This is a genomic window from Psychrobacter sp. M9-54-1 (genome assembly GCF_016613355.1).
Classification (GTDB): Bacteria; Pseudomonadota; Gammaproteobacteria; order Pseudomonadales; family Moraxellaceae; genus Psychrobacter; species Psychrobacter faecalis.
Genome location: NZ_JADGFW010000026.1, coordinates 18,473 through 40,709, shown reverse-complemented (window position 1 = coordinate 40,709; position 22,237 = coordinate 18,473). Strand labels below are relative to the sequence as shown.

Annotated in this window: 22 protein-coding genes; 3 read left to right on the top strand and 19 right to left on the bottom strand. The window is 36.9% G+C overall.

Features of this window, described 5'->3' with window-relative positions:
* Positions 1-93: 93 nt before the first annotated feature.
* The 12 genes from folD to IQ457_RS10725 form a co-directional block, all read right to left on the bottom strand.
* Positions 94-999 (bottom strand): bifunctional methylenetetrahydrofolate dehydrogenase/methenyltetrahydrofolate cyclohydrolase FolD, encoded by a 906-nt coding sequence (gene folD, locus IQ457_RS10780; protein ID WP_200663192.1) that lies wholly within the window; start codon positions 997-999, stop codon positions 94-96.
* A 273-nt stretch (positions 1,000-1,272) separates the two neighbouring features.
* Entirely contained in the window at positions 1,273-2,727 is a 1,455-nt protein-coding gene (locus IQ457_RS10775) for a capsule assembly Wzi family protein (protein WP_200663190.1), read from the bottom strand.
* A 37-nt stretch (positions 2,728-2,764) separates the two neighbouring features.
* A complete protein-coding gene (locus tag IQ457_RS10770) occupies positions 2,765-4,288 on the bottom strand; it encodes a hybrid nucleoside-diphosphate sugar epimerase/sugar transferase (RefSeq protein WP_200663188.1) in 1,524 nt (507 codons plus the stop codon).
* Positions 4,289-4,332: 44 nt separating this feature from the next.
* Positions 4,333-5,514, bottom strand: coding sequence for a glycosyltransferase (locus tag IQ457_RS10765; protein ID WP_200663186.1), 1,182 nt, complete (start codon positions 5,512-5,514; stop codon positions 4,333-4,335).
* 8 nt (positions 5,515-5,522) lie between these two features.
* Positions 5,523-6,653: a non-hydrolyzing UDP-N-acetylglucosamine 2-epimerase gene (wecB, locus tag IQ457_RS10760; RefSeq protein WP_200663184.1), complete on the bottom strand. Its 1,131-nt coding sequence runs from the start codon at positions 6,651-6,653 to the stop codon at positions 5,523-5,525.
* Positions 6,654-6,663: 10 nt separating this feature from the next.
* Positions 6,664-7,776, bottom strand: a complete 1,113-nt coding sequence (gene wbjC, locus IQ457_RS10755) for a UDP-2-acetamido-2,6-beta-L-arabino-hexul-4-ose reductase (RefSeq protein ID WP_200663182.1) — start codon at positions 7,774-7,776, stop codon at positions 6,664-6,666.
* A 2-nt stretch (positions 7,777-7,778) separates the two neighbouring features.
* Positions 7,779-8,813 (bottom strand): polysaccharide biosynthesis protein, encoded by a 1,035-nt coding sequence (locus IQ457_RS10750; protein ID WP_200663179.1) that lies wholly within the window; start codon positions 8,811-8,813, stop codon positions 7,779-7,781.
* 19 nt (positions 8,814-8,832) lie between these two features.
* Complete coding sequence (locus tag IQ457_RS10745; RefSeq protein WP_200663177.1) at positions 8,833-9,612, bottom strand: AglZ/HisF2 family acetamidino modification protein; 780 nt, start codon at positions 9,610-9,612, stop codon at positions 8,833-8,835.
* Position 9,613: 1 nt separating this feature from the next.
* On the bottom strand, positions 9,614-10,225 hold the full coding sequence (hisH, locus tag IQ457_RS10740) for an imidazole glycerol phosphate synthase subunit HisH (RefSeq protein WP_200663175.1): 612 nt from the start codon (positions 10,223-10,225) through the stop codon (positions 9,614-9,616).
* On the bottom strand, positions 10,222-11,373 hold the full coding sequence (locus tag IQ457_RS10735) for an N-acetyl sugar amidotransferase (RefSeq protein ID WP_200663174.1): 1,152 nt from the start codon (positions 11,371-11,373) through the stop codon (positions 10,222-10,224). The genes hisH and IQ457_RS10735 overlap by 4 nt, the downstream gene beginning before the upstream one ends.
* Position 11,374: 1 nt before the next feature.
* Complete coding sequence (locus IQ457_RS10730) at positions 11,375-12,589, bottom strand: glycosyltransferase (protein ID WP_200663173.1); 1,215 nt, start codon at positions 12,587-12,589, stop codon at positions 11,375-11,377.
* 13 nt (positions 12,590-12,602) lie between these two features.
* Positions 12,603-13,745: a glycosyltransferase family 4 protein gene (locus IQ457_RS10725; protein WP_200663172.1), complete on the bottom strand. Its 1,143-nt coding sequence runs from the start codon at positions 13,743-13,745 to the stop codon at positions 12,603-12,605.
* 343 nt (positions 13,746-14,088) lie between these two features.
* On the opposite strand from IQ457_RS10725, the gene IQ457_RS13590 reads away from it, so the two are divergent.
* A complete protein-coding gene (locus tag IQ457_RS13590; protein ID WP_242465419.1) occupies positions 14,089-14,247 on the top strand; it encodes an IS630 transposase-related protein in 159 nt (52 codons plus the stop codon).
* 52 nt (positions 14,248-14,299) lie between these two features.
* Positions 14,300-14,482 (top strand): hypothetical protein, encoded by a 183-nt coding sequence (locus tag IQ457_RS10715; RefSeq protein ID WP_200663171.1) that lies wholly within the window; start codon positions 14,300-14,302, stop codon positions 14,480-14,482.
* A 161-nt stretch (positions 14,483-14,643) separates the two neighbouring features.
* On the opposite strand, the gene IQ457_RS13735 is transcribed toward IQ457_RS10715, so the two are convergent.
* Both IQ457_RS13735 and IQ457_RS10705 read right to left on the bottom strand, forming a co-directional pair.
* On the bottom strand, positions 14,644-14,970 hold the full coding sequence (locus IQ457_RS13735; RefSeq protein ID WP_446737544.1) for a transposase: 327 nt from the start codon (positions 14,968-14,970) through the stop codon (positions 14,644-14,646).
* 70 nt (positions 14,971-15,040) lie between these two features.
* Positions 15,041-15,391 carry an IS630 transposase-related protein gene (locus IQ457_RS10705; protein ID WP_200663170.1) on the bottom strand — a complete coding sequence of 117 codons (351 nt, stop codon included), beginning with the start codon at positions 15,389-15,391 and terminating at the stop codon, positions 15,041-15,043.
* A 50-nt stretch (positions 15,392-15,441) separates the two neighbouring features.
* On the opposite strand from IQ457_RS10705, the gene IQ457_RS10700 reads away from it, so the two are divergent.
* Positions 15,442-15,735: a transposase gene (locus tag IQ457_RS10700; RefSeq protein WP_446737542.1), complete on the top strand. Its 294-nt coding sequence runs from the start codon at positions 15,442-15,444 to the stop codon at positions 15,733-15,735.
* Positions 15,736-15,779: 44 nt separating this feature from the next.
* On the opposite strand, the gene IQ457_RS10695 is transcribed toward IQ457_RS10700, so the two are convergent.
* From IQ457_RS10695 to IQ457_RS10675, 5 genes are all read right to left on the bottom strand, one after another.
* On the bottom strand, positions 15,780-17,057 hold the full coding sequence (locus IQ457_RS10695) for an O-antigen ligase family protein (RefSeq protein ID WP_200663169.1): 1,278 nt from the start codon (positions 17,055-17,057) through the stop codon (positions 15,780-15,782).
* 67 nt (positions 17,058-17,124) lie between these two features.
* Positions 17,125-18,549, bottom strand: coding sequence for a lipopolysaccharide biosynthesis protein (locus tag IQ457_RS10690; protein ID WP_200663167.1), 1,425 nt, complete (start codon positions 18,547-18,549; stop codon positions 17,125-17,127).
* Positions 18,536-19,783: a glycosyltransferase gene (locus IQ457_RS10685; RefSeq protein WP_200663165.1), complete on the bottom strand. Its 1,248-nt coding sequence runs from the start codon at positions 19,781-19,783 to the stop codon at positions 18,536-18,538. The genes IQ457_RS10690 and IQ457_RS10685 overlap by 14 nt, the downstream gene beginning before the upstream one ends.
* 167 nt (positions 19,784-19,950) lie before the next feature.
* Positions 19,951-21,132 (bottom strand): glycosyltransferase, encoded by a 1,182-nt coding sequence (locus IQ457_RS10680; RefSeq protein WP_200663163.1) that lies wholly within the window; start codon positions 21,130-21,132, stop codon positions 19,951-19,953.
* Position 21,133: 1 nt separating this feature from the next.
* The gene (locus IQ457_RS10675; protein ID WP_200663161.1) at positions 21,134-22,213 is read right to left on the bottom strand and encodes a DegT/DnrJ/EryC1/StrS family aminotransferase; all 1,080 of its coding nucleotides are present in this window, start codon (positions 22,211-22,213) and stop codon (positions 21,134-21,136) included.
* Between the last annotated feature and the right edge of the window lie 24 nt (positions 22,214-22,237).

The following is a 22,237-nucleotide window of genomic DNA, read 5'->3' as shown; positions in this document are numbered from 1 at the left end:
ATACATGAGCGGTATTGGTTTGTTGAGCTTGATGGGCTTTACTATTTCTCTGTTCTGATTGCTGTTCTGGTTCTTGCTTGGACAGCGTCTTCATTAGCTGACTGCACTATTGTCTAAACCAGCAGATTTTTCGGCCGCATCAACGGTTTGGCGAATTAGGGTGTTAATGGTCATAGGGCCAACACCGCCGGGAACTGGTGTATAAGCACTGGCAATATTTTCTACGCCTTGCAACTCGATATCACCGACGCCGCCATTATCCGTTGGATGGAAACCTGCATCGATGACCACAGCCCCGGCTTTAATCCAATCAGCTTTGATCAGCTCAGGTACACCTACTGCGCCAACCACGATATCAGCGCGTTTAATATGCGACTCTAAATCTTGCGTTCTTGAATGGCAAATCGTTACCGTGCAGTTGGCATTTAATAGCATCATCGCCATTGGCTTACCTAAAATGGCACTACGCCCTACGACCACGGCTTCTTTGCCAGCAAGCTCAATATTATGATGCTCTAGTAAATGCATGATACCTTGCGGGGTGCATGAGCCATAAGCGGACTGCTGCATCGCCATACGACCAAAGCCCAAACAAGTCACACCATCGACGTCCTTTGCCAAGTCAATCTGCTCAAAGCAAGCACGCTCATCGATATGCGCCGGTACTGGGTGCTGCAGCAAAATACCATGCACGTCTGGATTGCTATTAAGCTCGTCTATTTTTGCGATCAGCTCTGCAGTCGTTGTCGCACTTGGCATTTCAACGCGTATAGAGTCCATGCCGACACGCTTACAAGCATTGCCTTTCATACGTACATAAGTCGCAGAAGCAGGATCGTCACCGACCAATATCGTCGCGAGGCTTGGTGTACGGCCTGTTTTCGCTTTAATAGCGTCTACACGCGTACTCAGTTGCTGTTCTATTTGTTTAGCAAGTGCTTTACCGTCCAAAACGGTAGCAGATCCTTGGGCAGTTGACGTAATAGACGCAATTGACATAGTAACTCCAATAGAGGGTGCGATAAAAAATAGGGTACGATAAAAAGTAAAGACAGCTCCTGCAAGTTTTTGCATGCCTGTCTTATACTCGGTCAATTCTTTTTGACCGTTATTTGAGACTGATATTGTACCTGTCTGAGCTAAAAAATCCTAGCGCCCTATTGACAGTCCATAGTTTAAAAACAGTAAACTCACTATAAAAAATCGGCCTATTAATTATAATAGACCGACTTTTTATGTTCGAAAACTTTCGTAAACTGATTAAATAGTCATTTAATAAGTATGAAATTCTATACCTACACCAGCACCAACATCAGTGGTCTGAATATCAGAGTCGACTGCCCACAGTCTACTAGATATCAGCGTCTTTGGATTGTATTGATGCTCCCAAGCGACGTCGATAGCTGTCAGCTTATCAGTCGTTGGGAAGGCTTGATTGGTACTTCGATCCGATTGGTTTACTTTAGCATGCTGAATCTTAGCATTAATAAAATTACGGTTATCGAGCCATAAGCGACCACCAAGCGCGATACTTTCCGCGTCACCGCCTAGCGCATAGCCTAATGGGAAGCCTTGCTGATAATAACCATCTTTATACATGTAATGCTCATAAGAGATGCCTTTAATATCGCCACTAGTGCGGGTATCCGTATACTCAGCATATAGCTGATACGGCTTACCATAAGCAGCAGAAGCATAATCAACACCAGCTAAATACATGTTTTTAGCAGGCAAGCCGCCTGCTTCATCTTCACCCACATATTGAGCATAAACGCCCGCAGGGACATTTACCAATGGCGCTAAATTTAAACGCGCATCAAAACCGCCTAACTGATTGGCAGGGTCTTCATCAGTGCTAATATTAGGATCATCATTGTTATCTTTTGTTCCTAGTAGAGCATCAGTAAAAGAACTGAAACTCTGTGGACGACCCTCACCGCCCCACATAAAGGTACGTGAAGCCCCTAATTCTAACCAGTCTGTAGGATTAGCTGTTAGGCGCATACCAAATAGCTTAGCATCAGGAATCGCCTCATAATCCTCTAACTGACCAGCAAATAGCTGATACTGCCAAGATCCTATCCACGATAAATATGGGGATGTCGGCGCTGTTTGTTGATCTCGCTGCATGGTAAAACCTGCAACCGGCAAGCTTGCATCGCCTCGAATAAGGCTACCATCATGCCCAGGTCCCCACCACGTTGGAATCTTACCCGCGATTAACCATTGATTGGCTGCGGTACCAGCAAGGTACGAGCCCTCAAAGCTAACATCTGAGCTGTCATCGATGAGTTTGTCATTTTTCAAGTTGGCTTGTAAATTAAACTCCCACTCTGCCTCGCTAAGCGACACGCTAACGCTTGCTTGTTGACCCGCAAGTTGATCATCAGCAAATTTTTGCGGTAGCTGATCTCTATCGGTTTGTATATGCAAGGCGGCCGTCCCTTTTACCACTGAGTCACGGTTCTGACTCAATCGCGCTTGTACCGACTGCAGGATCTGCTGCTGCGCTAGCGTCTGGGCATTAGCCGTATTCAAAGCGCGCTTGATCTCATTGGCCGTCAACGGCCAAGTACTGGTGCTAATCTGCGCGACCCCTTGAGTGTTCAACCAGTCAAGATCTGCCTTAAGCTTTAGATCGTTCATATACAAGTTTTGTGCAGATGCCAATATCGACACTGATGATAAGATACCAAAACCCAATAAAACACTTAGCTTTTTATACATGATAGATTACTTCCAAATAAACGAGATATATTATTTTTCATTTAACTGCGTCGCCACTACCTTTACCCAAAGCGGTATTCAGTATATAAGAAAAATAGTTTTTAAGGTTGATAGTATCAATCATTTCTTTGTCTTTTTTAGCCAAGCGTTCGGGTGTAGACATATCGACACCGCTTAATTGAGCCAGACCTGTGATACCCGGTAATACGTCATAAACCCCCATCTCATCTCTAGCTTCGATAAGCTCCTTTTGATTAAACAGGTTGGGTCTTGGACCTACCAAGCTCATCTCACCTTTTAATACATTGATAAGCTGTGGCAACTCATCAAGTTTTGTTTTACGTAACACTTTGCCTAATTTCGTTATCGAAGTATTGTCAACAAGATGGCTGGCAACAGACTCCGTACTCACCTTCATCGTACGAAATTTAATCAATTTAAAGGGTTTTTGATCTTTTCCTACCCGCTCTTGGATAAACAAAGGCGAACCTGTATCCAAGTAACCAATAGCCGTTGCACCAATTAATAGAGGTGAGGCTACTACTAAGCCTGTCGCTGAAAACAGGATATCTAAAGGTCTCTGTAAAGTCATGGACTTAGGAGCTGTTAAGTTTAGCTTATAATATTGAGCTGATTTTTGAATAGACTCACTGGTTGAATATTTAGGCTTCCAATCTAACAAATTTTTAGCCTTACTAATATCAACTTGCAATGAGCCGGATAGCCTTTGGGCGACACTTGATTTACCGACTGCACTCGCTGCTTTATTAATCAATTTAGGAGGTATGTTTACCGCTTTGTTTTTAACGCCTAAACCTTTTGATATCTCTTCTAACAAACCAGCCGTAGATATATCATCATCGTCAGATACCAAAAATACTTCATTTTTAGCATCAGTATGTTCAATACAGGTAATAATAAAATCAACCAAATTGTCTAATGATACTAAACTACGTAAGTTATGCTTAATTCCACCTATTGGTAAAGGAACACCTTTATAAGTCCATTTCATTAACGAGTGGAAATTACCTTTAACATTTTCCCCGTAAACTAAGGTAGGACGAATAATTACAACTTCTAACTCAGTTGTCTCAGCGATATTTAATAAACCTTGCTCAGCTTCATATTTTGAGATGCCATAAGGATCGATAGGATTATGCTTAGAATCTTCTGTATAAGGTTTACCGATCTTCGTGCCTTCACCATTAACTTTAATTGAGCTAATAAATATAAAACGCTTTACACCTGCATCAGCTGCTTGGCGAGCTAGATTTAAAGTTCCTTCCACATTTACTTTACGAAACTCAGTTAAAGGATCGGTAGACTTGTCATCCATTACATGCACGCGAGCAGCAGAGTGAATGACCACGTCTATATCTTTAAAAACATCAGTTAATGTCGGCTTATCTTCGAGATTGTTTATGAGCCTATATTCACATTCAAACTTCTTTAAAGGAATCTTACGAACACCAGCTACAACTTCATATCCAGCATTATTCAGTAAGTTGTTAACTAATGACTGACCTACGAAACCGTTAGCACCAGTTACTAATATATTCATTGATTAACCTTAATCGTATTTATATTGCACCTATTAGCATAGACCTAAAATGAGCGAATAATATCTAAAATTTTATTCATCGCAAGCTCAGATGAGTACTTGTCTACTAAGACTTTCCGTGGAGAATTGAATTCTTTAATACGAATATCGGCTACAGCCTTGTCTAACATTTTAGCTATTGCTAAAATATCATCAGCTTCTACCACCCACCCTATATTGTTTTCCTGTACCATTTGATATGTTTCAGAGCTTTTGTCCATAATGGTAAATATGAGCTTGTCTGCTGCCATCGAATAATAAGCTTTACTAGGTACACCTAAGCCAAGCATCCCATCTGCCAAAGTAACAATAGAGATATCACAAGCATTTAAGCCAAGCGATTTATTGTCTTGAGATACTGGCCCGTAATAAACGATATTTTGATTATCTGACTCACTGATCAACGATTTCAATTCATCAACGTAAACACCATCTCCGATGAAAATAAATTGAGCCTCATCTATTCTTTTCATTAGTTTAATAGCTTGCATCAGCTTAGAGATACCCTGCACTCTTCCAATATTACCGAAAAACTGGAATACTACTTTCCGACCACTCTGCCAATCTAGCTCATTTAAAATAGAGTTATCACTTTTCGATTGTAAGGTAATATCACCTTCATCAATCCAGCTAGGGATAACTGTGATATTATCATGCTCGGTTTTTTTATAAACCAGACTTTCCATGTCTCTACCAATAACAATAATTCTATCAGCACTAGCATATACATCATCAAAAACACGTTTTAGTAATTTATATCCAAGATTTTCTTTGTTTATTATCTTTGCAGGAACTAAGTTCTCTGGAAACACATCGTGAACTAAAAGTACCCATTTAAAACCTATTACCTTTTTTAAAAGATGGATAATAATAAGTAGTAAAATAGGAGTTGTACCAGTAAATACTATATCGTCTTTTTTAATATTTTGCCTACAGTTTTTGAAGAAATTAAATCCTATGAGTAACTCATAAGAAGCTCTACTTACTAAGCTTTTCTTATCAAAATTTAACCCTTTTACATACAAAGCTTCAGGCTGATTAAGTACTTTCTCATCCTTTTTAGTTAATAAGGTTAGATCTATATCTTTTTGTTTACTAAGAAACTCATGTAGCTTACCAAATAGATAGCCCGTTGTATTTTGAGAAGAGTCGTAAAACTCTGTAATCAAGAATATTCTTTTAGACACAGTCATTCCTAATATTTCTTCCAAACCACACGATTAACATAATCAGTATAACTCAAAATAATTCTGACCACTTTCTCACTGACATTTGGCATACTATAATCATCTACCAAACGTAATGAACGCTCCTCACCTCGTGATTGTGACTCTAAAATATCTAGACCCTGTAAAATGCGTTTAGCAGTTAACCCTACCATCATTACTGCTGCTTCTTCCATACCTTCAGGACGCTCATGGGCTTGGCGTAGATTTAGCGCCGGAAAGTTTAGGATAGAAGATTCTTCGTTAATCGTACCGCTGTCTGACAATGCAGCTTTAGCAGAAAGTTGAAGCTTATTATAATCACTAAATCCAAGTGGCTTTAATAACTGCACAAGTGGATGAAACTTGATATCCAATTCTTCAATACGGTTACGAGTACGGGGATGCGTGGAAACAATTACTGGAAACTGATATTTCTCTGCCACTGCATTGAGCATATCGACCAAATCTAAAAAATTCTGATCAGAATTGATATTTTCTTCGCGATGAGCACTGACGATAAAGTATTGCTGCTCTTTAAGCCCTAACTTTTTTAAGATATCAGACGCTTCAATTTTAGCTTTATAATGGTTTAAAACTTCAAACATGGGGCTGCCAGTTTTAATCACTAGATCAGCAGGTAAGCCCTCGGCGAGCAAATAGTCACGAGCGATAGTGCTATAAGTTAAATTAATATCTGCGGTATGATCGACGATACGGCGATTAATCTCCTCTGGTACACGCATGTCAAAACAGCGATTGCCCGCTTCCATATGGAAAGTAGGAATTTTACGGCGTTTAGCAGGAATAACTGCTATACAGCTATTGGTATCGCCGAGCACCAGTAAAGCTTCCGGCTGTACTTCCTCTAAAACTTTATCGACGCCTATAATGACGTTACCGATAGTTTCAGCACCCGTTGCCCCTGCCGCATTTAAAAAGTGATCAGGCTTACGAATCCCTAAATCAGTAAAAAATATCTCATTGAGTTCATAGTCATAGTTTTGACCCGTATGGACAATTATGTGGTCAAAATATTTATCACAGGCCTGCATGACTCGAGCCAGTCGAATAATCTCTGGACGTGTCCCTACGACAGTCATTAGCTTTAACTTATTCATAATAAAACTCTTATTCTGTTATTGGCATGGCATAAGTATCAGGTTTTTCGCGGTCAAAAATCTCGTTCGCCCACAGCATAACGATCATTTCATCCTCGCCTATATTGGTAATATCGTGAGTCCAACCCGGTACAGTCTCGACAATTCTTGCTTCATCACCGTTCGTTTCTAATTCATAGTATTCGCCAGTAATGATATGCTTAAATTTAAATAACGCATTACCTTTAATGACTAAAAATTTTTCAGTCTTACTATGATGATAATGTCCACCACGAGTTATGCCTGGATGCGCAGTGAAATAGGAGAACTGACCCGCATCCGGTGTTTTAAGCATCTCTACAAAGACACCGCGTTCATCAACATGCTTCACTACCGTATAGTCAAACTGATTAGGCTGTAAGAAACTTAAATAAGTAGAGTATAGAGCACGGGTTAAACCAGTACCTACTGGCAGCGTTATCAAGGTGTCACGCGACTGTTTGAACTCTCGCAGAGTATCCGCTAAACCCCTAACGGTAATCTGATATTCTGGCTCAATGACAAAGTATTGCTCTGGTGAATAATGACCTTCAATCATCTGCCAAAATGTCTCTACCACATCATCTATATAAACTAAGCGAATAACCGCATCAGGATTATTGATTTGAATGGCTAAATCGTTAGCAATATTATGACAAAAAGTCGCCACCGCCGAGTTATAGTTAGGTCGTGACCATTTACCAAATACATTAGCCAAACGACAGATATAGACTGGATTGCCTTGATTGTTGTTTAAATCAATTAATACCTGCTCACCGCCGAGTTTACTTTGACCATAAGCATTGTCTTGCTCTGCTTGAATAGATGAAGATAAGATGATCGGAGTCTTTTTATTATGCTCTTTTAAAAGATCAGCAATTTTTTGCGTTAAGGTAATATTACCCTCTACAAACTCTTGCTCATTTAATGGACGATTCACCCCCGCTAAATGTATGATCCAATCTGCTTTGATAACCGCATCTTTTAAATCATCTTCACTAGAATTACGGTTAAAACACAAGATATTGATATTATCTTGTTCGGATAAAAATTGAATAAGGTTTTTAGCAATAAATCCGTTAGAGCCAGTCACTAAAATATTCACAATTACGCCTCCGGATCAATATGCCTACCTTCAGTTAAAGCACGGACAAACTCAAGCTTAAGGAGCAACTGCTTCATACCTTCTACATCTAAGCGCTCTGTATTATGGGAGTTGTAGTCTTCAATTTCGGTGATATGCAAATCACCTTCTTCGACATATTTGCCATAGTTAAGGTCACGCTGATCTGCTGGTACTCTATAGTAATACCCTTGATCGATAGCCACAGCCATTTCCTCTCGGCTTAAAAGGGCTTCATAAGCTTTTTCACCATGACGTGTACCCATAATGACAATAGGATGCTCATTAAGGTTCATCAGCTCTTTTAAAGCTTTGGCTAGCACTTCGATAGTGGCAGCAGGCGCTTTTTGTACAAAAATATCGCCATTCTCACCGTGTTCGAAAGCATATAACACTAAATCTACTGCATCCTCTAACGTCATCATAAAACGCGTCATATTAGGATCAGTAATAGTTAAAGGCTTACCCTTCAATATCTGATCGACAAATAGTGGGATTACTGAACCACGAGACGCCATGACATTACCATAGCGAGTACCACAAATCACCGTATCTAAATCTTCTAAATTACGTGATTTAGCCACCATGACTTTTTCCATCATTGCTTTGGAAATACCCATCGCATTGATAGGATAAACGGCTTTATCCGTACTTAAGCAAACCACACGCTTTACTTTATTTTGAATGGCGGCTTCTAAGACATTTTCCGTACCCAACACATTGGTCTTTACCGCCTGCATCGGATGAAACTCACATGATGGCACCTGCTTGAGTGCTGCAGCATGATAAATATAATCCACCCCGCGGGTCGCACTAAGTAAGCTGTAGTAATCCCTCACATCGCCAATGTAAAACTTGAGTTTAGAGTTGGCGTAGGCGATACGCATGTCTTCTTGCTTCTTTTCATCTCGGCTAAAGATACGGATTTCTGCGATATCTGTATCTAAAAAACGTTTTAGAACAGCGTTACCGAATGAGCCAGTGCCGCCGGTGATTAAAAGGGTTTTGTTTTTAAACATTTTATATATGCACTCTTAATTAATTTGTATTTTTATATAGTAAGTCTCTTTGAACTGGAGTTGGATAGTTTATTAAAACTGCACGATATACCCCTTTAAAAACAAACAGGCTTCCTGCAGCTGCTCCGATTATTCCACACGCTTTTATAAGCTTTTTAATATCATCTAATGATCCTGCCCCTCCTAAGATTGTAAGAGGTATTTTGACAATATTCTTTAGCGATATGGCTAACTCATAGTCGTAACCGGCCATTTTGCCATCTCTATCTATAGAGTTTACAATTATCTCTCCTGCACCCAAAGCTTCCATTTTTTTTACAAAATCAATAAGGTCGATATCATGCTTAACTTTACCGTTGTGAGAATAAATATCGTAGCCTTTTTTAAAAAGCCCTACCTTTTTGCAAACATCTATGACAACCGCAACACTTTGACTACCGATTTCTTGCGAAATTTTTGAAACTAACTCAGGGGATTCGATTGCTGCAGAGCTTAAAGCAACTTTTTCTACACCTAAACCGATAATCGTACTGGCTTGCTCAGCAGTTTTAATACCTCCACCATAACAAATAGGCATACGGCATTCATTAGCCAGATTTGCTATCATCGTCAAATCTGGACTAGTGGAGGAAGTTGTGGCATCAATATCCAATACAATTAGCTCATCTGCTTCTTTTTCATTAAAGATTTTCACAGCATTAATGGGGTCCCCTATATACTTAGGATTTTCAAACCCTTCAGTTTTAACAAGTCCACCTTCATGAACTAATAAGCAAGGTATTATTCTTGGTCTTAACATTTTAAATATCCGCAAAGTTTCTTAGTAATTCGGCACCCCAATGATGGCTCTTTTCAGGGTGAAATTGGACGCCATAGATGTTCTCATGAGAAACAGCGCAGGTAAAGTCAAGTCCGTATTCAGCACTTGCAATTGAGCTAATAGAATTCTCACAATTAAAATAATAAGAGTGAAGAAAGTAGAAGCGCCATGCTTCTAATCCTTTAAACAGAGGCGAGCCTTGAGAAGGGATGACATCATTCCAACCCATATGAGGTAATGGTAAGTCTAAGTTAGGAGTTTGCTTTTTTAATGAACTAACAGTGCCTGGAATCCAGTTTAAACCGTCAAGCTTGCCTTCTTCACTGCTGGAGGCAAGCATTTGCATCCCAACGCAAATGCCCAAAACCGGACACTTATTAACTAGAACTAATTCATCAATAGCTTCTCGCATCCCAGACTCATTGAATAAAGTCATGGCGTGATCGAAAGCTCCGACACCAGGCAAAATGATTTTCTCAACATTTTGAAGGTCATCAACTGACTTTGCTCTTGTAGACTCATATCCCAAACGTTTAAACATATTGCTAAATGCTTGAGCATTACCTAAGCCATAATCTATAATATGAATCATCGAAACAGTCTCTTTTCAAGACCTAAGATCGTCAGAGCTTTGGCACCTAATCCAATTAAAAAGCGCTTATTCTTATAATCTCGATAAGTTTTATTTTCCAAGTCGAAAATGTCTTGTAACTCTTTTACACTTACACCTAGTTTATTTGCTACATATTCAAACTCTTGTTTTAGAAAGTGTTCATCCATTTCAGGTTTACTGATTCTCTCTAAAGCTCCCTCTCTTGTCATTTGCCCTGTCATTATCAAGCTTGAAAAATGAGCGCGGCGTTTGTGGAAATCGAATTTTCGTGGCATCCAGTAGTCTTCATAGAAACGTGTAAACCTAGACTCATGATGTTTATGTTGGAAAGGTAGCCAGCCATATAACTCATTAAGTTCTTTTTCTGCATCTTTTTTCATAAAAGGAACCATATTTAGTGGTTTCACTATCTGCATACCTAATAAGCGTTGATAAATTATTTTATAGATAAGGATATCTACTAAAGGAAAGCTTTTTAGAACTTTATTACCAAACTTTTGATGTATATCAAGAATTAACGTTTTATCAATTCCAGGGTATCCTCCCCATTCTTCGGGCTCACGGCAACACTCTGTAGAATAGTTACTTCCAGTGATCACATACTTAATCTTATTTTTGCGGGCGAACTTATAAAGTGAGGAAAAAAAAGCAGCATCCTGTGGCAGGTCTTGGTCAGGTATCCCAGACTTTAAGAAAGCAAGCTGCAAGTCTTTCATTTCCTGCCAGTTAACAACATCAGTATATAAGTCTAAACCTAATCCATCGACAAGCTTTTCGACATTTCCAACAGCTTGGTCTGTGTTCCAACCGGCATCGACATGATACAAAAGGGGTTTTAGTCCCATTTTATTTACCGCTATATGGGCTGCATATGAGCTATCTAGTCCACCACTTAATCCTATAATACAATCGAAATCCTTGCCTTCACCTTCTTTTTTAATCTTAGTTGCTAATTGTCTAAGTTCTTCAGCACCCTTCTCATCCGTATGCCAACTCGGTTTAATAGTATTTTTGAAGTTATTACAGTAGTCACATACGCCTTGTTCATCAAAGTGAATATTTGGATCACTGGTATCCATGATACAGCTATTACATATCTGGTATTCTCTAACTTTATTGGATAACATATTAACCCTTATCGTTAATTTTTTGATATAAATTTAAATAGCTTGCAAACATTTGCTCTTTACTATAATTGTATACAGCGAAATCTCTGCACTCAATCGAGCTTTTAAAAGTTAATGACTTATCATAGAACTTGTTAACTACCGATTCTAAAGAGTCAAGATTACCATAAGGAATAAAATAACCATAACCATCAGGTGCTGTTTCAGCCGTACCGCCTTCATCGAATCCAATAATAGGGGTACCACAAGATAATGACTCTAAACAGGTAGTTGGGAAGTTTTCTCTTTTACTGCAGATCAAGAATATATCGGCTAATGAATAATATTCAGCAAGTTCAACCTGATCTTCAGTCTTTCCAATAGCTATTATATTCTTAGGTGGATTTTTGAATTCCTCTTCTAATCCAATCATAATAAATCGATAGCTATCATCAAATCTTTCTGCAAGTCTTAAAATCCAATCCCCCCCCTTTCTTTCATCCATAATGTCAGGAGCAACGGCCAAAATTACTTTTTTGTCTTTGAGGCTATGCTTCTCAATGAGATGGCTTACGTCACGTGGATAAAAGATATCAGTCGTATCAATCCCATTGTGGATAACAGACAGATTCTTATCTTTTAAAAAAGACAACTTAACGCGATCTGATAACCATTTTGAGGGAGTAACAATATTCAAGTTAATAAAATCTTGCATATATTCTTTTTTCTGATTAAACATAAAGTTAGTAAAATCAAAATATAGACTTGCAGGATATTCTTTGAGCTGTGGGCATTTGATGCATTCAGTCATCCATTGGTCACACTCATAAGCATAACCACATTTTCCCGTATACATAAATTCACAATGAAAAGTCCAAACAACAGCAATATTACTTAGTTTCAAGTACTCAATTACTTGTTTGATATTAATATAATAACCATGTAGTTCATGCAAATGTACCACATCAGGCTTAAAGCTTTTTATTTCTTGGATTAATTTATCAGTTGAAAAATGAGAATACATGCCAACCAAGCCTGTTACACGAGTCATTAAGGCATGAAAATACACCTCAGGAACAGATGCAACTCTATATACTGATTCATTTTTAAGATCGGCACCTCTCCCAAATAGAACCTTGGCTTGGTGCCCATTTTGTTTAAGCTGCTCTGATAAATCGTAAACAATCTTTCCTGTACTAGAGTTTTTATAATTTACATCGACAAACAATACTTTCATAGTTATTCATACTTTATATATATAAACGAGAAGCGAGTTTCTTGTAATCAAGTAGATTTCTAGCAATAGAGTAAGAAGCATTACTCATATTAGTTAAAATTTCTGGATCAGATAATATAGATTCAAACACTCTGACATAATCGTCTTCGTTACTTACGAAAAAACCATTATCATCAATATAGGGATGGTGGCTACTATAAGGATACAGGGCAACTGGTGTACCACAACAAATCGCATTTTGCATAGTGGCAGATTGAGTCCCTGGCTGGAAATATAAGTCTGCTGCACATAGGTATTTTACTAAATCATATGAGGATTTCCAACCTACAAAATTAACACGCTCATCACTTTGAATCAATTTATTTAGTATCTGAGAATACTCTGTTGGGATTGAACCTACAATTATAAGCTTCAAACGCGGGTTAGTTACCAACTTAAAGGCCTCTATCAACTCTTTAGTCTTTTTAGCAGGGACTAATTTACCAGAATGTAATATCAATATATCATCCTGTCCATAGCCGTGTTTGGCTCTAATTTCCTGAGAGAATTCTTTCTTATTCTCTCTTTCAATTATATTACCACCTAAAGGATAGAATTCTAATTTATTGTCCTCTAATCCGTACATCACTTCTAGAAAATCACGAGATTCATAAGACAAGTATAAAAACTTATCTACTTTATTTTTAATCTTATTAACAATAAATCGATTAAAAATTCTGTACTGTAAAGTCCTAGACAGCCAAAAAGTTCCTGAATTATGAAAATCTTCATGACTATCTATATATAATTTAGTCTTTGTATTATTTTTTTTATACCTAGCTACCGTCAACATTTCATAACCTGCTACGCCATGAAATAGAATAACATCTGGCTTAATATCTTGAATAATTTTGTAAAGCTTATTAACTTTACGAATTTTAGAAGAAATTAAAGGATGAATAATTAAATCATACTCTACACGAATTAATCTAACCCCATTTTCTAAAGTTATATCTTCTTCAGGAGTCTTAACGAGTTTAGAGCCCTCAAACTGAAAGCAGTCCGATATGACAGTAACGGTATGTCCATCTAGAGCGTTTTGTTCTGATAGTTGATTATCTTGATATGTCATGTTTTCGGTATAATGGGATGAAATACTAACGTGTAAAATATTCAATTTGATTCCTTAGCATTACAGATATGTAATAAATAAATACAAAGTGAGTTTTTATAACTTTATATAGGTGACAATATTTTTTCTAATCATGTGTAAATAATACAGTTAATCTTAGATAAAACCGATAAAACGCTCATAACTAATTCATTTAGTGAAATAAACGATGAGCTATTCAATCGACTTTCGCAAACAAGTGTTACGAAGCATTAAAGATGGCATGACGATTCGAGCAGCCGCTAACTTATATCAGCTTAGCACAAGCTCTATTAACAGCTGGTAGCAGAGCTTAGCTCCTAAAACAACCAGAAATAAATCAACGACTAAAATATCAAATGAAGCCTTATTGAAAGATGTTGAGCAGCATCCAGACGATTATATATACGAGCGAGCACAGCGTTTAGGTTGTAGCAAGTCAGGTATAGAAGCCGCCTTAAAGCGCCTTAGCATCAGTCAAAAAAAAGACACTAGACCACCCGAAATTCTGTCCAATAAAAAGATCTGAATATCACAGTAGACTTGATAGCTTTAAGCAGCAAGTCTATCCTATTGTTTATATGGATGAAAGCGGCTTTGAGTCTGAGACCATTCGCTCTCATGGTTATGCTCCGATTGGTAAGCCTTGTATCGATAGCTACAATTGGCAAGGTAAAAAGCGAACTAATGTCATTGGTGCTCTGTATAAAAAGATGCTGTTTGCGCTTGATTACTTTGAACACAATATTAACAACAGCATATAGTCAGTTTAAAATAAAATTGTTATGACCAGGATAAATATCATAAAATAATTTAGATAAGTCATTTTGCATCCAGCCTTGCCGCAGAAACTTCACCTGTGCCCATTTTTTCTCCCACTCGAGCACAGCTCTCGTCTTGCGCTCGGGCAAAGCAATGCTTTGCTTTATCCTCGCTCAGGATTCAAATCAGGGCTGTACGGCGGCAGCCATAGAATACGATGACCATGTCTATTAAGTAGCTTTTGAATACGCTTACTCTTATGAAATCGAGCATTATCCATGACAATCACGCATTTAGTTTTAAGACTGGGGATTAGCGTGTATTTGCACCAGTGGTAGAATATGCTGCTGTTAATATTGTGCTTAAAGTAATCTAGTGCAAACAGCATCTTTTCATATAGAGCACCGATAACGTTGGTTCGCTTTTTACCTTGCCAATTGTAGCTATCGATACAAGGCTTACCAATCGGTGCATAACCATGAGAGCGAATGGTCTCAGCCTCAAAGCCGCGCGCGTATATATATACAATGGGATAGCCTTGCTGCCTAAAGCTATTAAGCTTACTCTGATATATCGCTCTTTTGATCGGACAGGCTTTTGGGAGTTCTAAGGTCTTTTTTTTGACTGATGCCTAGGCGCTTTAGGGCATGATAAATGCCTGTTCTACTACAGTTTAAGCGACGAGCTCGCTCATACTGGTAATCATCGGGATACTCTTTGACATCATTAAGTAGCACGTCATCTGGTATTTTATAAGGTTTGGTTTGCCTGGTTGTTTTACTATGAACACGTCTCTTCCAGTTTTGTATGGTGGTTGGGCTGAGATTATAGAATTCAGCCGCCCCGGCAAAGGTCATACCCTCGTCTAGGCTTTTTAATACTTGTTTGCGAAAATCTAGTGAGTAAGTCATGGTCTTTATGATAACAATTGGACTTAATAATTAGTTTATAACATTTTTAAGTGGTCTTGGCTATATTCTACCACTGGTGCAAACACACGCTCATTCCAAGCCTTAAAACCAAATGCGTGATTGTGATGGATAACGCTCGATTTCATAAGAATAAGCATATTCAAAAATTACTGAATAGGCATGGTCATCGTATTCTTTGGTTGCCGCCTTATAGTCCTGACCTAAACTCTATCGAGAAGAAATGGGATCAAGCGAAGTTTATACGCCAAGGCTGGATGCAAAATGACTTATCCAAATTGTTTTATGATATTTTTCCTAGCCATAACAGTTTTATTTTGAACTGACTATAGTTGAATCATAGATATTACTATTTTATAGCTCTTCAACTTTAATCTATATTCTTTACCAAGCTATATTTTTGATTTTTTTGAAAAAAATCCCAACTATCAGATAATATATACAATGAGCTCAAATATACCCAAAGTGCAGGCATAAGCAGGTAACTGCTATTTATTATACTTAAAGGTAAAAGTGATAAGAAAGACCCTAGTATAGCTACTTTATATTCAGTGCTACCAAATTTAATTCCTGAATAATAAATCCTAAATAAAATATATATGAATCCGATAAAAATAAAAACTCCAAACTGCATGAACAATTCTATAAATAAATTATGAGTATTCGGAACCGAAGCATTATATTTAGTTAATATAGGAACTTCAGAGCCTACACCTGATCCCAGAAAATAAGTATCTAGTATTACCCTATAGCTAGCCTCCCAAATTTGAAAGCGTGGAGAGTCAGATGTAAATGACGAGGCTCCAGATTCTGACCTACTCAGTAATTTTACAAAGATTTCATCGGATACTGAAAAAACCCTATTTATCACATAGGCTATTATAGTAAAAGCAAAAGTACGAATTATAATTTTTTTAATTGAAATACTAGTAGAGCTAATTTTTTTATAAAAAACATAAGTAGCTAGAATTAGCAGAATTGAAATTATTCCGCCTCTTGAGGCATTTACTAGCAAAGTATACATTAAGGCACCAAAAATAACTAAAAGTCCTAAGAGCCTCTTTCTTTTAGCTTTGAACATTGCAGACAGTAGGAAAGGTGCACTAAATACTAAGATAAGAACGTATGCGTTCAAATTACCAAACGTTACACTAGCCCGACGATAAGCTAAAGCCTCCCCACCAATATATAGCAATTCATCAGTAAAAGTATCCGTGTACAGGTGATTCTGCGTTATAATTTCATATAATGCTATAGGAAGAGTAAGGACTAAAACTAAAATCCATCCCATAATGATAGACTGTTTGGGCTTATTAGCTTTTTCGGCCCATGCAATGAGCATGAAAAAATTTGTAAAGTGTACTAAATAATAAAACAATTCTTTAAAACCTTGTTCTTTATCTATAGTCCATGATATTGATAAAGCTAAATATAAATACCAAACAATAAGAAGAAAAATAATTTTTTGTAACTTAGGAGAGTGTTTTTTAAATACGACCCATACAACTATAAATGGTAAAAAGAATATCCCTAGAAATCTTATAGGTTGAAGAGCACCTCCAATGTTACCAAAAGAAACAAGAGCCAATAAAAGAATAATACTATAATCATAGAAGTTTCTATTCGTTCTATGCACGCTATACTTCATTACTACCTCATTATTGGATGGGCTTTTTATTATCTTATAGTATTGGCTATAATATGCTTGATAAATACTATATATTTCTAATACTATTAAATCTTATGTTTACACTATGGTAAAGCAATGAAATACTTTTTCTGAAAGAAAAGAAGCCTATCAAGCATAAAATAAACCAAACTGCGATAGAATATAGATTACCTTGAAAAACGATTGTATCCATAAAAGCGCAAGCTAATAGCAGTGTCATAACAATATAAGTCTTTGTAGTAGGTATTTTCCTCCAAACCTTTCTTGAAAACTCCGTTCTTAAAACATAAAAGAGCCAAAATGAAAGAGCAGTTGAAACGGCTGCGCCAGCCGCTCCATAATGAGGAACTAGTAGGTAATTACCCAAAGCATTTGCTAGCATAGCACCAACAGATGCAATCATCGAAAGACTCGTCTTACGTGCGATTGTTATACCTACAGCTGTAGTTTCAGATAGCGTATAAAAAAGCGGTCCAAGTAAGCAAGCTGTCACTAGATATTCAATAGGGGCATATTCTTTAGGTAAGAAATATGGTAGAACCCACGAAAACATGCCACATAAAACTGTGACGAAATATATAGCTGCTAATAGATGCTCTGATATTTCATCAACCCTAGATAGATCCACGCCTTGATTCACCCATTTATACACCATTGGTGTCCAAATGGTATTAAAAATTCCAGCAAAAATTGCACCTACTCCAGCGATGCTTGCAGCTACTGAATAAATACCTAACTCACTAAAACTAGACATACTTCTTAGAAAAAGCCTATCCATTACATTTAGGCCCCAAGAAGCTAAACCACCAACAACTAATGGCAATCCAAAAAATAATAGCGGCTTTAATTCCCTATAATATATTTTATAAGAAAATAACAAGGACCATTCTTTTCTTGTACTCCATGCAAACACTATAAAAGCTGCCGTTATAGAAAAAGCCTGAGCTGTAACTAGGTTGTATATATCCTTAATGAAACCTAACTGTATAGTGATAAGTATGTAAAGTAGAAACATTATTCTAGGTAATAACTGACTCATGGAAAACGCTAATGCCCTCTCTTCCATTCTTAAAATAAGAGAGAGAAAGCGTGAAACTAAAGAAAGGATAAAGCAAGCAATACTTATCAGAGTAAGATAAGTACTTGGAATATCGTAAAGCCACTTTGAGATAAACCCACTATCAACAATGAAAATAATACCAAATGTAATAATACTCAAAATCAAACCTGGTAAAAGCGTCATTACTAATAGTTTAGGCTTTGCAGTCGATTCATGATACTCACGTACGTAGGCTTGATCTAGCCCTAAACAAAATAACAACACAGAAAAACTAGCTACTACTTGTAGCATAGATATTCTGCCAATATCTTCTACAGAATAAAACCATGTAATTATAGGTAGAGTAATAAATCCCACTATAGAGGCACCGATAGGGCCGATGGCGTATCCAAGTATTTTATTTGCAGTCATTTATACCTGCTATTATCTCAACTTTTTGAATAAATTCTGGATAGTTTAAGCTTGAATTAAAATTTTTTGAGATCCAATTAAATGCGTTTTCTCTATAAGTATTTCTAGCGTGAATTTTGTCTATACCCCTAATAATTTCTTCACTAGAAACTTCACTTGGCATCAAATAACCATTAGACATATTTACTAAATCAGATACTCCTCCTACATCAGGTGCTATGGCGGGAATTCCATAACTCATTGCTTCCATAATAGAGACTGGTACGCCTTCTGACTTACTAGCATTAATGAATACGTTATAATAATTCAATTCTAGATGATTTTTAACATCTGAGTTTTTTAACTCTCCAAGAAATTTTATTCGCAGGTTCTCTTGAATAGTGGATAGATTTTCGGACTGTTCTTTGAGCTGTTTGAACAATTCCCCATCTCCAATATGTGTCCATTCAATTTTAACCTGCAAATTTCTCTTAGCATACTCATAAACAGCATCAATTATTTTATGTATTTGTTTGCCTGCATGACAATATGATAATGATAGAATAGATAATGTATTCTTATCATATCCATTAGTTGGTTTGTTAATTGGCATTACAACACCAAGCCGAGAAATATCTAAAAACCTAGGATCGACATTGTAAGTCTGCTCATAGTAAGAAAATGCGCTTTCTGATAAAAGAAAGACTTTGTCAAAATCGTTTACAAACTGCCTTTTTAAGGGCATGTAATTTTTATTTCTTTCTTCTTCATAAATATCAAAACGATGCGCTCTAGAAATCACTTTATCAACAAGCCCTTCTCTTTTTAAAAGACAGGCAGCATAAAAAGAACTATCATTCCAATAGCTATAAATTGTATTGTTATCTTTTACTTTGCTTTTTAAAAAATATGATAAATTTTTCTTGGCTTTCAAACTAAGTGCGGTAGTCTTAAAAGCCTCTGATGAATTACTAATAAAACCTCTAACTCCAAATTCTCTGAAAATGTAATAAAGCTCCTTGTAAAATATAGGGTTTACTAAGGTAAGCAATCCATAAATGAAATTATAATTTTTATCATTAGGTTTCATTAATATAATATTTAAGGGCATTTTACGCAAAGTATCGCTAGTACTATGAGGCATTATATACACGTTATCGAAACTATTTCTATTCCAAAACTCTATTTCTGTTTCTATAAATTGCTCACCACCTTCGTAGGGAAATCTATTAGTAAGTAATATTAGATTATTCATATCTCATACCTTTGACGCAAAATTAATATTCAGTTATAGTTAGAATCATGTGGTGTATCAAAAAGCATGCTGATTAAAATTTGAACAATTTTTAGAAACTTTAAAACCCTGTAGAACCAGATAACGTAGAATGGATTTCTCATTGAGTTTTATCGCCAGCATACTTTTTATAACACCGCCGAATCATTTAAAACATTTCGATATACTATTGCAAGACTTTGAACCACTACGTCCTCACTGAATTTACTTTCACAATATTCTCTAATATCCTTTGAGTAGTAGCCCTGATAATTTGTATGTATATTAATCATAGCCTGAGCTAACTGTCTAACAGAACCTGGTTCTACTAAAATACCAACTTTATCTATAATTATTGATTCTGGACCGCCACAACGTGTTCCAATAACTGGCAAACCCATAGCTAAAGCCTCTATAATCACAACACCAAATGTTTCAAATATACTTGGCAACACAAATACAGAAGCCTGCGACATTTCTATTTTAACTTGCTCCCTAGTAAGCGACCCTAAAAACTTTACTTTAGATTCTAGTTCAAGTTTTTTAACTAAAATTTCTAAATGAGATCTTTGAGGCCCTTCGCCAGCAATATTTAATACAGCCTCACCTTCATAATTACTATATATAGCAAAAGCTCTAATGAGAGTATTTACTGATTTATTTGTAATTAAGTTGCACACACATAAAAATATGAATTTATTTTGAACATGATTTTTTCGATAACTTAGAAATTCTTGTTTGACCATGTTTGGAATATAATTCCAACAAGAGCTCTGAAAGGTTTGATTTAAAAGCTCTTTAAACTGATGACTAACTGCTATATTATAACTTGAACCTCTTACAATATTTTCTAAATACCCTAGCTCTTTGTTTCTAACTAGTTTTTTAGCAAACGCAGTACTATGTTCAGTTAAAACGTAAGGAATATTATATTTTTTTGAGATTTCAAATGCTAAATATCCAGCATTCCTCATAGAGTGAACATGGATTATATCTGGTTTACCAAATTTTTTAAGATAGATTTCAAACAAATACAACCCAATTTTTATCCATAAAAATCTTATTAAAAAATCTACCCTGGGTGTAAGATTGAGATAATTAAATCTTATTGCCTGTACACCATTATCATTTATAATATTTAATCCAAATTTAGTTTGTAAGGTTTCTCTTATATTTCTAAAAGTATAGAGTTGCGGATTAATAACACCAACAGTGTATCCATATTTACTTAAAGCTATCGCTTGCTCTCTAAAAAAGCTCCCAGATATATCATTAGCATCTTTTGGGTACCAAGAAGGGATAATTAGAATATGTCGCTCATTATCTTTCATATTATGATCTTAAGCTATCTACGATAGTTTCAATACTTGTATTTGATAAATAAGGATGCATCGGCAAACTCATTACTTTTTTCGCTACTGCATCACCTACTGGCAACACTGCATTGCTATCTACAACAGCAGGCTGCTTATTTAAGGGAATAGGATAGTGTACGGCTGTAGGGATACCTTGCTCTTTTAGTTTAGCTTGTACCTCATCACGATTATCAACTTGGATAGTATATTGCGCCCACGCACTCTGATTGTGTGCTTCGATAAACGGTATCGTCGTAATACCAACTTCAGTAAAGAGCTGATTGTACGTCTCTGCTACGCGCTGACGTGCTTGCATCTCATCATCTAGGATTTCAAGCTTAGGCAGTAGTATCGCCGCTTGTAAGGTATCTAGCCGACTATTCACACCGACTCGGATATGATGATAACGGCGATCTTGACCATGACGTGCTATTTGGCGTATTACGGTCGCCAGTGCCTCATCATTGGTAAAGATAGCACCACCATCACCGTAGCAACCTAGCGGCTTACTAGGGAAAAAGCTGGTGCAGGCAACCGTCGTTAAATTACAGGACTTCTTACCTTTATAGCTAGCACCAAAGCTTTGTGCAGCATCTTCAATCACTGGAATATTATGTTTCGCTGCGATAGCATTGATAACATCATAATTTGCACACTGACCATAGAGGCTAACCCCGATAATGGCTTTGGTACGTGTAGTAATCGCAGATTCAAGCTGATCGACATCTAGGTTATAAGTTTTAGGATTTATATCTACATATATAGGCTTGGCACCTAGTACCGCTATCGTCTCTGCTGTCGCTATATAAGTAAATCCTGGCGTGATGACCTCGTCTCCAGGACCGATACCGAATGCCATTTGGGTAATTTGTAGAGCATCAGTACCATTAGCACAAGTAATGCAGTATTTAGCACCTGTATATGCTGACAGCTTTTCTTCAAGCTCATGAACTTCAGGGCCTAAAATATATTGACCGTGAGCTAATACCTTTTGAATATTGGCATTTAACTTATCTTTTATTCTGTCCTGTTGCGCGACCAGATCAATAAATTGCATATAATTATATCCCCTAAAATATCG

Coding starts and splice junctions, on each gene's coding strand:
- IQ457_RS10690 (WP_200663167.1), bottom strand. CDS start 18,549: ATGACTGCAAATAAAATACTTGGATACGCCATCGGCCCTATCGGTGCC.
- IQ457_RS10675 (WP_200663161.1), bottom strand. CDS start 22,213: ATGCAATTTATTGATCTGGTCGCGCAACAGGACAGAATAAAAGATAAG.
- IQ457_RS10705 (WP_200663170.1), bottom strand. CDS start 15,391: ATGACTTACTCACTAGATTTTCGCAAACAAGTATTAAAAAGCCTAGAC.
- IQ457_RS10775 (WP_200663190.1), bottom strand. CDS start 2,727: ATGTATAAAAAGCTAAGTGTTTTATTGGGTTTTGGTATCTTATCATCA.
- IQ457_RS10715 (WP_200663171.1), top strand. CDS start 14,300: ATGGATGAAAGCGGCTTTGAGTCTGAGACCATTCGCTCTCATGGTTAT.
- IQ457_RS10745 (WP_200663177.1), bottom strand. CDS start 9,612: ATGTTAAGACCAAGAATAATACCTTGCTTATTAGTTCATGAAGGTGGA.
- folD (WP_200663192.1), bottom strand. CDS start 999: ATGTCAATTGCGTCTATTACGTCAACTGCCCAAGGATCTGCTACCGTT.
- IQ457_RS10735 (WP_200663174.1), bottom strand. CDS start 11,373: ATGTTATCCAATAAAGTTAGAGAATACCAGATATGTAATAGCTGTATC.
- IQ457_RS10685 (WP_200663165.1), bottom strand. CDS start 19,783: ATGAATAATCTAATATTACTTACTAATAGATTTCCCTACGAAGGTGGT.
- IQ457_RS10770 (WP_200663188.1), bottom strand. CDS start 4,288: ATGAATATATTAGTAACTGGTGCTAACGGTTTCGTAGGTCAGTCATTA.
- wecB (WP_200663184.1), bottom strand. CDS start 6,653: ATGAATAAGTTAAAGCTAATGACTGTCGTAGGGACACGTCCAGAGATT.
- IQ457_RS10695 (WP_200663169.1), bottom strand. CDS start 17,057: ATGAAGTATAGCGTGCATAGAACGAATAGAAACTTCTATGATTATAGT.
- IQ457_RS10680 (WP_200663163.1), bottom strand. CDS start 21,132: ATGAAAGATAATGAGCGACATATTCTAATTATCCCTTCTTGGTACCCA.
- hisH (WP_200663175.1), bottom strand. CDS start 10,225: ATGATTCATATTATAGATTATGGCTTAGGTAATGCTCAAGCATTTAGC.
- IQ457_RS10750 (WP_200663179.1), bottom strand. CDS start 8,813: ATGTTTAAAAACAAAACCCTTTTAATCACCGGCGGCACTGGCTCATTC.
- IQ457_RS10730 (WP_200663173.1), bottom strand. CDS start 12,589: ATGAAAGTATTGTTTGTCGATGTAAATTATAAAAACTCTAGTACAGGA.